At 34.3% G+C, this 11,879-nt stretch carries 11 protein-coding genes; 5 read left to right on the forward strand and 6 right to left on the reverse strand.

Annotation, left to right across the window (positions count from 1 at the left end; all coding sequences use genetic code 11):
- The first annotated feature begins 73 nt into the window (after window positions 1–73).
- Entirely contained in the window at window positions 74–703 is a 630-nt protein-coding gene (gene gmk, locus SFT90_06420; GenBank protein ID MDX1950114.1) for a guanylate kinase, read from the forward strand.
- A gap of 4 nt (window positions 704–707) precedes the next feature.
- On the opposite strand, the gene SFT90_06425 is transcribed toward gmk, so the two are convergent.
- Window positions 708–2,291 carry a hypothetical protein gene (locus tag SFT90_06425; GenBank protein ID MDX1950115.1) on the reverse strand — a complete coding sequence of 528 codons (1,584 nt, stop codon included), beginning with the start codon at window positions 2,289–2,291 and terminating at the stop codon, window positions 708–710.
- Window positions 2,292–2,417: 126 nt separating this feature from the next.
- Here SFT90_06425 and SFT90_06430 point away from each other — a divergent pair, with 126 nt between their 5' ends.
- Together SFT90_06430 and SFT90_06435 are read left to right on the forward strand one after the other, a co-directional pair.
- On the forward strand, window positions 2,418–3,170 hold the full coding sequence (locus SFT90_06430; GenBank protein MDX1950116.1) for an ABC transporter permease: 753 nt from the start codon (window positions 2,418–2,420) through the stop codon (window positions 3,168–3,170).
- The gene (locus SFT90_06435) at window positions 3,167–3,868 is read left to right on the forward strand and encodes an ABC transporter ATP-binding protein (protein MDX1950117.1); all 702 of its coding nucleotides are present in this window, start codon (window positions 3,167–3,169) and stop codon (window positions 3,866–3,868) included. The genes SFT90_06430 and SFT90_06435 overlap by 4 nt, the downstream gene beginning before the upstream one ends.
- A gap of 43 nt (window positions 3,869–3,911) precedes the next feature.
- Here the strand turns inward: SFT90_06435 and SFT90_06440 are convergent, their stop codons facing one another.
- From SFT90_06440 to SFT90_06450, 3 genes are all read right to left on the reverse strand, one after another.
- A complete protein-coding gene (locus tag SFT90_06440; protein MDX1950118.1) occupies window positions 3,912–4,805 on the reverse strand; it encodes a lysophospholipid acyltransferase family protein in 894 nt (297 codons plus the stop codon).
- Window positions 4,806–5,012: 207 nt separating this feature from the next.
- Complete coding sequence (gap, locus tag SFT90_06445; protein ID MDX1950119.1) at window positions 5,013–6,014, reverse strand: type I glyceraldehyde-3-phosphate dehydrogenase; 1,002 nt, start codon at window positions 6,012–6,014, stop codon at window positions 5,013–5,015.
- 68 nt (window positions 6,015–6,082) lie between these two features.
- Window positions 6,083–6,610, reverse strand: coding sequence for a hypothetical protein (locus SFT90_06450; GenBank protein ID MDX1950120.1), 528 nt, complete (start codon window positions 6,608–6,610; stop codon window positions 6,083–6,085).
- 54 nt (window positions 6,611–6,664) lie between these two features.
- Between SFT90_06450 and ribD the strand changes: the two genes are divergently transcribed.
- A complete protein-coding gene (gene ribD, locus SFT90_06455; GenBank protein ID MDX1950121.1) occupies window positions 6,665–7,771 on the forward strand; it encodes a bifunctional diaminohydroxyphosphoribosylaminopyrimidine deaminase/5-amino-6-(5-phosphoribosylamino)uracil reductase RibD in 1,107 nt (368 codons plus the stop codon).
- Complete coding sequence (gene hemA, locus SFT90_06460) at window positions 7,762–9,072, forward strand: 5-aminolevulinate synthase (protein ID MDX1950122.1); 1,311 nt, start codon at window positions 7,762–7,764, stop codon at window positions 9,070–9,072. The genes ribD and hemA overlap by 10 nt, the downstream gene beginning before the upstream one ends.
- 120 nt (window positions 9,073–9,192) lie before the next feature.
- On the opposite strand, the gene recG is transcribed toward hemA, so the two are convergent.
- On the reverse strand, window positions 9,193–11,325 hold the full coding sequence (gene recG, locus SFT90_06465; protein MDX1950123.1) for an ATP-dependent DNA helicase RecG: 2,133 nt from the start codon (window positions 11,323–11,325) through the stop codon (window positions 9,193–9,195).
- 6 nt (window positions 11,326–11,331) lie between these two features.
- The coding region (locus SFT90_06470) for a PfkB family carbohydrate kinase (GenBank protein MDX1950124.1) at window positions 11,332–11,879 on the reverse strand (548 nt) is incomplete at its 5' end.

An 11,879-nucleotide genomic window follows, 5' to 3' on the forward strand; every position in this document is an offset into this window, starting at 1 on the left:
GGGTGACAATATTAGGATAATTGGTAAAATCTATGCTTAGTGAATAATTACAATTAAAGAAAATATTTTTCAAATGCAGATAGAAAGGAAAGGCTTATTACTTATTTTATCTTCTCCATCAGGGGCAGGCAAAACCACTATTTCAAGGAAATTGCTTGAGAATGACTCTGAAATTTTTATGTCAGTTTCTGCTACCACTCGCACTATGCGCGCTAATGAAGTTGATGGCAAAGATTATTATTTCGTCTCAAAAGAAAAATTCGCCGAAATGGTTGAAAATGATGAGTTTTTAGAATATGCAGAAGTTTTTGGCAATTCTTATGGCACGCCTAAAAAGCCAGTTTTTGATCGCCTTAAAAACGGCAAAGATGTTCTGTTTGATATTGATTGGCAAGGAACAATAACCCTGCAAGAAGAATGTGAGGAAGATGTTGTGAGTATTTTTATTCTGCCCCCCTCAATGGAGGAACTTGAACGCAGGCTTCGTTCTCGTGGGCTTGATGATGAGAATGTTATCCGCAATAGAATGTCAAAAGCCGCTAATGAAATTTCTCACTGGGAAATTTATGATTATGTAATTGTAAATGATGACGCAGATAGAACCGCCGAACTTGTTAAAAATATCCTAGATGCCGAACGCAATAGAAGATTCCGCCTTACTGGCTTAGAGGTTTATGTTAAAGGCTTGGTTGGGGAGAAATAAAAATCTATTTCCTTCCTTTTTGGTTGTAAATCGCTTCACAATTTGAGATAAATTTTTCAATTTGCTTTACCTCTTTTTTATTAAAACCTAGTTTTTTTGCAGTTTTTTCGGCATAATATTTGAACTCCTCGTTGGCTTTTTTTGCATCATGCTGATATCTCTTTCTTAAAACTTCTTGTTCAGCATTTGATTTTCCCTCTAAACTTTTATCAACTTGACCAATTAAAGATTTATCAAAATTTGGTTTTGCCTCTGATAAAATTTTAGCAATAGCACCTTTATATTCATCATAAGATATATTCTTAAACTGCTCCATATCCACTTTGAGGTCTAAACCATAAAGATGCTTTGCAACATAAGTAAATTTTAATAATATTTCTTCTGGCGTATCTTGAACTCCCCTCACTCGCATTCTTATAATATCTGCACTGGTATGAAGTTTTTCTATAACCTCTAACAATTTGTGTTCAAATGGGTTTAGGTCAGTAGCAACTTCCATTTGGTTTTTAAGGCTTGCTTTATTTTCATCACTAAAACCCATATATTTTTTGCAGTAATTTACGACTTTGGGAATGGTAAATTTTTTATAGGAAAAATCTTCAAATTTATCTCTTACTGCATAGATTTTTTTGACTAAATCAGCATCTACAATTTTTGCCATTTCACCTGCAACTAATGCTTCCCTGAAATATTCCTCGCCACCATCGTGAAAAATGAAGGTTTCAGTCATTTTTCTTTCATAATCTTTTATAATTTTTTTAGCATCTTCATTTTTAGGATATTTAGATGTATCGCAACATAAAGATCTAAATAATACGACACAACCTAGAGAGTGATTTGAAGCATTATGGAATAAATTTCCCCAGCTAGGCAAAGATTTATTACCTTTACCCCTAGGGTTTTCTGATAAGAACTTCAGGAACACACCTCTGCCTTTAACTTCTTCCTCATTATATCCAAGCTTATATTTTGCATTTATATAAGCCATCATTAGAGTATATTTTTCTACTTCTAATTTATGAGGGATTTGTTCTTGAATAATTAATTGTTGCTCTAAGCTCTCCGCTTGATGATATACTGGGGTAAGCATAAACATTGAGTGCAAGGCATCTATTGGCAGGAATTTATTTATAGTTTCATTTCTATGCTCACCTTCATTATTAAACCAAATATCAATTATAGGCTGACAAAATTTAGAGGGTTTTGTAATATTCTTAATGCTATGCAAGCTATTTCTTAGCCTTGTTAAAAAATCAGTTTTTTCTCGCGTGCTACTTGGATTTTTAGAGACATTACTTGCCGCTTTTGAATAAGTTCCTTTTAGTTCTTCAATATTTGCATTAACAAATGTTTTGAATTGTTCAGGAATTTCAATGTTTGGATATTCTTTAGAAAACTCTGTCCATAAACTATTTGAAAATTCCTCAACCTCTTTTGCTTTATCTCTTAAAAACTCTTCTTGTTCGGAAAGTAATTTTTGAAACTCGCTATCATCATTTCTTAATAATTTTATGAAGCCTGCAAAACTTGAATAAAACCTCTCAAATAACTTATCCTTTTTTCTTAAATATTTGAAATCGAGCTTCATTTTATTTGGAATATAATATAATTTCCTGTATACATTCAATATGTTAAAAAACCATTAACAAATCAAAAAAATTTGGTGATTAGTAATTTTCAAATATCTTTTAATGAGTTTAGGAACTCTTTCAGGGTGCAGAGGAAAACCATATTCGCCTTATATTTCAGAGAGTTAATGACAAGGTTCGGCAAATATAACCTTGGGCTTATTTGGGCTTTACTTGAGCCTATAACCCACGTTACCCTTCTTTCCCTAATCTTTTTTGCGGTTTCAAAGAATAGTTATCAGTTTGATTATCCAGTTTTCGTGATGACAGGCATTATGCCTTGGATATTATTCAAAAATGTTATAACTCGCTCACTTAATGCAACTTCTGTCAATGCTGGGTTGTTTTTTTATCGTAATGTAAAGCCGATTGATACAATTCTCGCAAGGGCAATTTTAGAGTTAAATGTGCATATTTTCGCAAGTTCAGTTTTGCTGTTTATTTTCTATCTAATTGGCTTTGATGTTGGGTTTGATAATTTTCTGCTTTACGCTTCAACAATTCTAACTTTATTCTTTTTCTCACTTGGATTAGGCTTATTTTTGGCGGTAATCTGTGCTTTTAATGATGATGTGCAGAAATTTGTAACCATGCTTTTCAGGCCATTATATTTTATCTCAGGCATATTTTTTTCAATCTCAATCGTGCCAGAACCAAGCAAATCTATTCTGCTTTATAACCCAATAATTCACGCCATAGAATTAGTGAGAGATGGCTTTAATGAAAGTTTTGATTCGGGCTATGCAAGCTATCCTTATCTTGCCACCAGTGCTTTGATTACAATGGGCTTAGGGCTTTTTTATTATCACCATAATTGGAAAAGAATTATTGATAGATGATAAAACTTCAAAACATAACCAAATATTATGATACTGACAATGGCAGAAAATATATTTTCAAAGAGGCCTCTGTTGTTTTGCCTTCAATGGTAAATATTGGCGTGCTTGGTAAAAATGGTGCTGGAAAATCAACTTTCCTACGGCTAATTGGTGGAGCTACTTATCAAGATTCTGGCAAATTTATTACTGATGAAAATATCTCTTGGCCAGTCGGCTTCAAAGGTTGTTTACAAGGCGGTTTGACGGCCAAACAAAATACTGCCTTTGTTTGTATGCTAATGCAAAAAGATTCTCAAACAGCCAAAAAAATTATTGAGTTTGTGCATCATTTTTCTGATTTAGGAGCTGATTTTGACCTACCCGTTAAAACCTACTCAACCGGTATGAAAGCAAGGCTTGGCTTTGCAGTTAGCCTCGCATTTGATTTTGATACTTATCTAATTGATGAAATTCTTTCAGTAGGCGATGCGAATTTTAAGAAAAAATCTAAAGAAGCTATTAAGGAAAAATTTTCTAATAGTAGGCTTATAATTGTTACGCATTCTGCCAAAAAAATTAAGGATTACTGCCAAAAAGTTCTACTTATTAAAGATGGAAAATTCATTTTATACGATGATATAAATGAAGGCTTGGAAGCTTATAAAAATATCCCAACAAATATGAAAGATAAAAAACAAGATGAAGATGATGATGATTAGAGGAAGATATTACTACGCAATTTTAGCAAAGAATTATAAACCTTTAAGAACAGTGCCTAAGATACCATCTATTATGCATCCAGAACCATTGGTCTGGATACTCACGAATCCAGCGTTCAAAATAATTATAAATTTCCTGAGTTAATTCTAAAACAGATTTATTTTCAGGATAAATCGGCTTTTCAAAACTGGAGAGAAATTTGCCATTTTCTAATGCAATATTTCTGCCCATAACTATTGGCAGATTAAACCTCAAAGCAAGCTCTGCTGGGGTTGAAGGCGCTTTTGTAACTTGACCAAAAAAATTTACTTCAACACCATCTCTAATTTTTTGATCAGCAACTATGGCAAGGCTTCCGCCATTTTTGAGATGTTGATAAATATCTCTAAAGCCAGATTTATCACCTTTTCTAATGATAAAATCAGAATATTTTTTGCGATTTTTTGCGATTAATTTTTCAACAAAAGGGTTATTTGCATGGCGATAAATCATTGAAATATTTGGAACTAGTGCGTTTAGATATGACGAGCCAATCTCCCAATTTCCAGTATGTGCGCTTACAATAATTATGCCACCGCTTGAGTTTTTCTGTGCTTCCTCAACAAAATGCTTATTTTGAATTGGTGATAATTCTTCAATTTCTTTTTTACTGAGCTTTGTAATTCCAACAAAACTTCCGGCAGTTTTTCCAAGATTTTCCCAAGAATTTTTGGCAATTTCACGAATTTCATCAATAGATTTTTCAGGAAATGCAAGGTTCAGATTTTTAATTGCGATTCTATTTGCTGGGTGAAACCGCCCAAAAACCTTAAGCAATTTGCCGATTATAAAAGCGGAAACTCTAAAAGGCAAAATTTGAAATATCAGATAAATCGGCAGAATTAATAATGCCTCAAGTAAGTATCTAGCCCTTATAATAATTGATTTGCGTTTCATTTATTAAATAATTTCACTCTTTATTTTCCGACATTTTAGCGGAGGGGCTTTCTCTATAATCCCTCCCCCTGCTTGCGGGGGGAGGATAGGAGGGGGGCTTTTTCCATCAACCACCATCAACATCTACCATCAACCAATTATGCCCCCACCCCTGAGGCAATGCCTCCCCTCCCCCGTAAACGGGAGAGAGAGTTTTCTCTATAATCCCTATATCCACTTAGCAGCAACATCAAGCATTCTAACAGAAAACGCCCATTCATTATCATACCAAGAAACAACTCTAATGAAGTTTTTGCCAAGAACATAAGTGCCAGTTGCATCAAAAACTGAGCTATGCGGGTTTCTCATAAAATCAACGGATACTAATTCCTCATCAGTATAGCCTAAAACCCCTTTAAGCGGTGCAGTTTCAGATGCCTCTTTCATTATTTTATTGATCTCCTCTTTATTAGTTTCTTTGCTGATTTGTGCAGTAAAATCAATCATAGAAACATTAGGAACTGGAACTCTAACCGCACAGCCATCTAACTTGCCTTTAAGCTCAGGAAGCACTTGACCAATCGCTTTTGCCGCCCCTGTGGTTGAGGGAATCATAGAAATGGCCGCAGCCCTTGCCCTTCTTAAATCATTATGGGCTGCATCAGTGAGGTTTTGATCACTTGTATAGGCGTGAACAGTTGTTACGAAGCCCTTTTCAATGCCAAGTTTATCATTCAAAACTTTTGCAACTGGTGCTAAACAATTTGTTGTGCAAGAACCGATTGAAATAACTTGATGCTCTTTTTTAAGCATTTGATTATTCACCCCCCAAACGATGCACGCATCAGCATCAGGCGATGGGGCGGAAATCATAACTTTCACATCTCCCATATTTCTATAAGCACTTGCCTCATCTTTAGTTTTGAAGTGGCCAGTGCATTCAAGAACAATATCAGCACCCGCAGATTTCCAATCAATTTTAGATGGATCACGATTATCAAATCTAACCATTTTATGATTGCCAACTTGGAAAGTTTTTTCATCGCCCTTCACTTCATAAGGCAAAACGCCATGAGTTGAATCATATTTCAGCAAATGAACGTGCCTTTTTATATCAGTTGGGGCATTCACGGCTACAATTTCAACATCTTTTCTGCCAGATTCAACATAGTGACGCAAAATACATCTGCCAATTCTACCCATTCCATTTAGTGCCAATTTTACTGCCATATCTATATTAGTTGTTAGTTGTTAGTTGTTTGTTATTAGTAATTAAGAAAAAAATCAAGGTATCAAAATTAATTTCCAAATCTAATATTTGCTGGTGCTTGAGGGTATCCGCCTTGGTAGGTTTGAGTTGGCATTATATTTTGCCCCTGAATTGGCTGTTGAAATGTTTGTTGCATAGGCTGTTGCATCTGTTGTTGACCAGCTTGCATTAAGCCTTTTTGATAAGCCTCATAGGCCTCTTTGTTAGGGTTTTCCTGCATATCTGGTGGCAATTTTTTAGACATTTCATCATACATATTCGGCTCATCACCCTTCTGCCCCGGCAAAGAAGTTGGAATATATCCTTGTTGATTTTGGCTAGGTTGCTCTATAGTTTGTGGTTGCACCCAATTTTGATTTTGCGGAGGTTGCTGAATATCAGATTGCTGTTCAGGTTGCCTTTTTCTGAAGCAAGTTACCCCATCTTCACATCTTTCAACGCCCTGCTTAACGGGCATTTTCTTGCCCCATTCCTCTGATGTATCCCAGAGAGAATTGAAGAAACTGCAAGAGGATAAACTTAAAGCTAGCAATGATGGTAATAAAATTTTATACATACGAGAATTTTTATGATAAGTAGCTAATTAATAACAGATTTTATTTACTTATAAATGATTGATTTGCAAGAACATCAAAAATTTATGAAAATTGCCATTGAATTGGCAAAAAAAGCAATAGGAACAACTTTTCCTAACCCACCTGTTGGTTGTGTAATTGTAAAAAATGGCGTGATTATTAGTGCTTGCAATACCCAACCGCAAGGCAGAACTCACGCAGAAGTTTCAGCGATAAATAAGGCAAATAAAGAAGCTCTCTCAGGTGCAACAATGTATGTTACTATGGAACCTTGCTCCCATTTTGGTAAAAGCCCACCTTGTGTAAATTCGATTATCCCTTCTGGAATTAAAAAAGTTTTTGTAGCTAACAAAGATGCAAACCCAAAGGTTAATGGAGCTGGAATCCTCGCCCTCAGAAATGCCGGTATTGATGTTGTTGAAGATTTTATGCACAAAGAAGCGATGGAAGTAAATCTCCCATTTTTTCGTGCAATTACTGAAAAACTGCCATTTGTAACGCTGAAACTCGGCACTTCGCTAGATGGAAAAATCGCCTTAAATAATGGTAAAAGTAAATGGATAACTTCCAACTACGCAAGAAATTACGCTCAAATTTTGCGTTATAGAAATGATGCTATTTTAGTTGGCATTAACACTATAAAATCTGATAACCCCTCTCTAACTCTACGTTTACAAGGCTTAGAAAGATTCTCGCCACTCCGAATTGTTATTGATAAAAATTTAGAAATTTCAGAAAAATCAGAAATTTCTCAAACCGCAAATAAATTTAGAACTATTATTTTTTGTAGTAAAAATTCTTTAGAAAATAATTCAAAAAAATTTGAAAATACTTTGCTTGAAATTATTTCTGTTTCTGAAAAAGAAAATAAACTTAATCTTTTAGAAATACTAAATAAGCTCGCTGAAATTGGTGTATCAAGATTATTAATTGAAGGCGGAAAGGGAATTGCAACCAGCTTTCTGAAAGAAAATTTAATTGATGAAATTCAGCTTATTTCATCTGCGAAAATTTTAGGTGATGATGCAATATCAACTTTTGGTGAATTAAATTTATCTGAAATTCCGCTTGAAAATTTCAGCCTAAAATCTATGCAAATTCTAGAAAAAAACTCACTTAAAATTTATAGGAAATGTTTGTAAATTATGAAAAATTAGCAAGTGAGCAATTATTGGAAATAAAAAGAAAAAATCTTTTTAGGGAATATCCAATTGTAAATTTGTTGCCAAACAACCCTCCATTAGCTGAGGTTTTAAGCGGTGATGAGAAAAAAATTGTTACTATTTGGGGCAATAATAATTATTTAGGGCTTGCTGGAAACTCTGAAATTATAAACGCAAAAATCTCTGCAATTAAGGAATTTGGCGTAGGTGCAGGCGGCACTAGAAATATTCTCGGCACTTCTGAAAGCCTTGAAAACCTTGAAAATAAAATCGCAAATTGGTTTAGAAAAGAAAAAGCACTTATCCACAATTCCGCCTTAGATGCGAATCTTGGCGTTATTTCAGCGTTACTAAAAAATTTTAATGCGATTGCAATTTCTGATGAAAAAAATCACGCATCAATCATTGATGGTATAAAAATTTCAGGTGCAGATAAGCAAATTTTTAAGCATAATGATTTATCTGATTTAGAAAATAAACTCGCTAATATCCGCAGAATTTCGGACTCTCGCCCGATAGTAATCTTAGCTGAATCAATTTATTCAATGGAAGGTGATTTTGCACCACTTAAAGAAATAATTTCTCTCAAGAAAAAATATAACGCAATGCTTTATCTTGATGAGGTTCACGCAATCGGCGTCTATGGTGAAAATGGCTGTGGAATTGCAGAAAGCCAAAATTTACTTAATGAAATTGATATAATTTGTGGCACTTTTGCGAAGGCTTTAGGGCTGATTGGTGGATTTGTAGTTGGCTCAAAAAATATGATGGAATTTATTCGCCATCATAGCAGAAATTTTATTTTCTCAACCGCAATGCAGTCTGATAACGCCGTTGCGTGTCATAAAGCGATTGAAATTATTTCATCAATTCAAGGTAGATTTTTACGCAAAAAACATCAGGAAATTATTAAGGAAACCCGCCTTACATTAAAATCTTATGGGCTTTCACAGAATTCTGAAATTTTAAGCCCTGATAATTCTAATATAATCCCAATTCTTATTGGCTCTGAGGCTAAAACAATTGCAATTTCCAAGGCTTTGCTTGAGGAATATAATATTGCAGTAACGCCAATTTTTGCGCCAACCGTTCCGGTTCAGCAAGCTAGAATTAGAATTAATCCAACGCCTTTTCACACCAGAAAAATGATTACCGATCTCGCAGAAGCACTCTCAAACTTGCTGATAAGATTTTCTGATTTTGAAAATTATAAATTTAACGACAACCAGAAACCAAAAGATAAAAATTACGCTCAACATTTAATCTCTATAGATTTTTAATCGTAATGGTAAAAAAGATGCTTCATTCCCGCGAAAGCGGGAATCCATAAGAACTCTAGATACCCGCCTTCGCGGGTATGAAGTGTGATATGAGAGATTAGAGTTGATAACACGTCAAGATTAAGCTTCAAGAAATTTGATATGATTATCATATTCAAATAAATATAGCAGATTTCTTAGGGCCTTGCCCCTCTCACTTGTAAGTGAAGAATCCATTTCTAAAATGATTTTAGCATCATCTCTCGCAGAAAATAATAAATCTTTTTGTGCAGGTAAATCAGCAAATTCAAACTCAGGAAAGCCACTTTGTTTTAAGCCTAAAATATCGCCAGTGCCTCGCAAAACCATATCTTCTTCGGCAATTTTGAAGCCATCATTTGTTTGCCTTAAAATGTTTAATCTGTCTTTCGCAATTTTGCTAGTTTTTTTGCCATAGACTAAAATACAAGTTGATTTTTTCTCACCTCTGCCAACCCTTCCACGAAGCTGATGAAGTTGAGCTAGCCCATATTTTTCAGCGTTTTCAATCACCATTATTGTTGCATTTGGAACATTAACACCAACCTCTATAACCGTTGTTGCAACTAGAATTTTTATGTTATCTTTTAGAAATTCTTGCAGGATTTTATTTTTCTCCTCACCCCTTAATTTGCCGTGAACAAAGCCAACTTTTTGACCAAAAATCTCCTGCAATTTTTCATATCTTTCTTCAACTGAAATTACCTTTTCATCTTCACCGACAACTTCCAATTCTTCCTCATTTTTACTAACCAAAGGGCAGACCCAATAAACTTGCGAACCCGCAGAAACCGCTCTAATTATACCTTGTGTAACTTCATCAATCTTTTCATTTGAAATTATACGAGTATCAATTTCTTGCCTACCAGCAGGTTTTTCAGCAAGCGTTGAAATTTCCATATCGCCGTAAATTGTCATCGCTAAAGTTCTTGGAATTGGCGTTGCAGACATCAGCAAAATGTCAGTTTTTTCACCTTTCTCTGAGAGGCTCAGGCGTTGCTTAACGCCAAATCTATGCTGCTCATCAATCACTATAAATCCAAGTTTATGAAAAATAATTTTCTCTTGAAAAAGTGCGTGCGTGCCAATAACAATATTAATTTCACCACTGGCAATTTTTGGCAGAGTTACCTTTCTTTCAACTTCTTTTGTGCTTCCAGTTAGCAAAGTAATTTTGATAAAATTTTCAAGCTCAGAATTTTTTATTATTCCTTCTAGCCAATCAAATTGCTGTTTCGCAAGAATTTCGGTGGGTGCCATAAACCCTGCTTGAAAGCCTGCCTCAACTGCTTTTATCATCGCTAAAACTGCGATTGCTGTTTTACCACTTCCAACATCACCTTGCACTAAACGGAACATTCTAAACTCACTTTCCATTTCAGAAAAAACTTCCTGCATTATATTTTTCTGTCCATTTGTAAGTTCAAATGGAAGTTTTTGCAGAAAATTCTGCACTAAAATATTTTCAGATTTTAACGCTTGCCCTTTTTGTTTTTGGATTTTTTTTCTAGTAATTGAAATTGCCAATTGGCTTGCAAGCAACTCATCATAGGCAAGCCTTTGGCGGTTTTTACCATCTAGTGAAATATCGCTTAGTGATTTTGGATTATGAATATCAAAAAGTGATTTTCTAAAACTTTGCCAATTATTTTTTTTGAGAAAATTTGCATCAATCCATTCTGGTAACTCAGGAAAATGCTCAAAATTACTATTGATAATCTTGCCAATTATTTTGGAGCTTATCCCCTCACTTGCCATATAAACTGGCTCAAGCAGCGGTATTTTATCAATCTCATTTTCATCTAAAACATATCTTGGGTGGGTGATTTGATATTTATTATTATAATTTTCTATCAAGCCCGAAATAGCAAGGTTTCTGCCTTGTTTATAAAGATTGCTTAAATATTTTTCATTGCCATTGAAATAAATTATATCAATAAATCTTTTTTCATATTCGCAAATTATCTTGAAAACCCTTCTATTTCTAGCCTTTACTTCAACCCCTTCAACCACTTTAACTTTCATAATCACATTTTGATTATGAATATCATCTCTTAAATTTGGATTTTTTATTCTGGAAATTATTCTAAAAGGTAGATGAAAAAATAAATCTTTTGTATAAACTTCAGTAGTTTTTTTTTGCAATAAATTCTTTAGAATATCACGATATTTAGGGCCAATACCTTTGATTTTTTCAAGCGGAATAAAGAAAAAATTTAAGATAGAATCACGCACATCTTTTTATATTTTGTTTAGAAGTTGGCTTAAATCAGTATTTGGTCTGCCACCTAAATATTTAATAACTTCTGCAGCGGAAAGTGAGCCGAGCTTACCATATTTTTCAGGGCTTAAGCCATATAAATATCCATATAAAACACCTGCGGCATAAGCGTCACCCGCACCAGTTACATCATATACATCATTAACTTTTACGGCTTCAATATCATAAATTTTTTCATCTTGCACTATGTAAGATCCAGCCTCTCCGCGAGTTATACAAGAAGTCGCATTAAGAGTTATAAAATTATAGAGGTTTTTTCTGAGGTCTTTTTCATCAAAAATTGCTTCTGCTTCTGCCTCATTTGCAAATATTACATCAGCGTAATGCCTTATAATCTCAAGAAAATCCGCTTGATGCCTTTTGATACAATTTGGATCGGAAGCCGTAAATGCAATTTTTGTGCCTAGTTTTTTTGCAAGCTGAATTGCTTTCTGCACTGCTTTTTTTGATTTAGGATTATCAAAAAGATACCCTTCAAAGAACAACATTTCAGCAGATGAGATAATTT

The organism is Rickettsiales bacterium (assembly GCA_033762595.1).
Classification (GTDB): Bacteria; Pseudomonadota; Alphaproteobacteria; order Rickettsiales; family UBA8987; genus JANPLD01.

Coding starts and splice junctions, on each gene's coding strand:
- ribD (MDX1950121.1), top strand. CDS start 6,665: ATGATTGATTTGCAAGAACATCAAAAATTTATGAAAATTGCCATTGAA.
- hemA (MDX1950122.1), top strand. CDS start 7,762: ATGTTTGTAAATTATGAAAAATTAGCAAGTGAGCAATTATTGGAAATA.
- gap (MDX1950119.1), bottom strand. CDS start 6,014: ATGGCAGTAAAATTGGCACTAAATGGAATGGGTAGAATTGGCAGATGT.
- SFT90_06450 (MDX1950120.1), bottom strand. CDS start 6,610: ATGTATAAAATTTTATTACCATCATTGCTAGCTTTAAGTTTATCCTCT.
- SFT90_06435 (MDX1950117.1), top strand. CDS start 3,167: ATGATAAAACTTCAAAACATAACCAAATATTATGATACTGACAATGGC.
- SFT90_06425 (MDX1950115.1), bottom strand. CDS start 2,291: ATGAAGCTCGATTTCAAATATTTAAGAAAAAAGGATAAGTTATTTGAG.
- gmk (MDX1950114.1), top strand. CDS start 74: ATGCAGATAGAAAGGAAAGGCTTATTACTTATTTTATCTTCTCCATCA.
- SFT90_06440 (MDX1950118.1), bottom strand. CDS start 4,805: ATGAAACGCAAATCAATTATTATAAGGGCTAGATACTTACTTGAGGCA.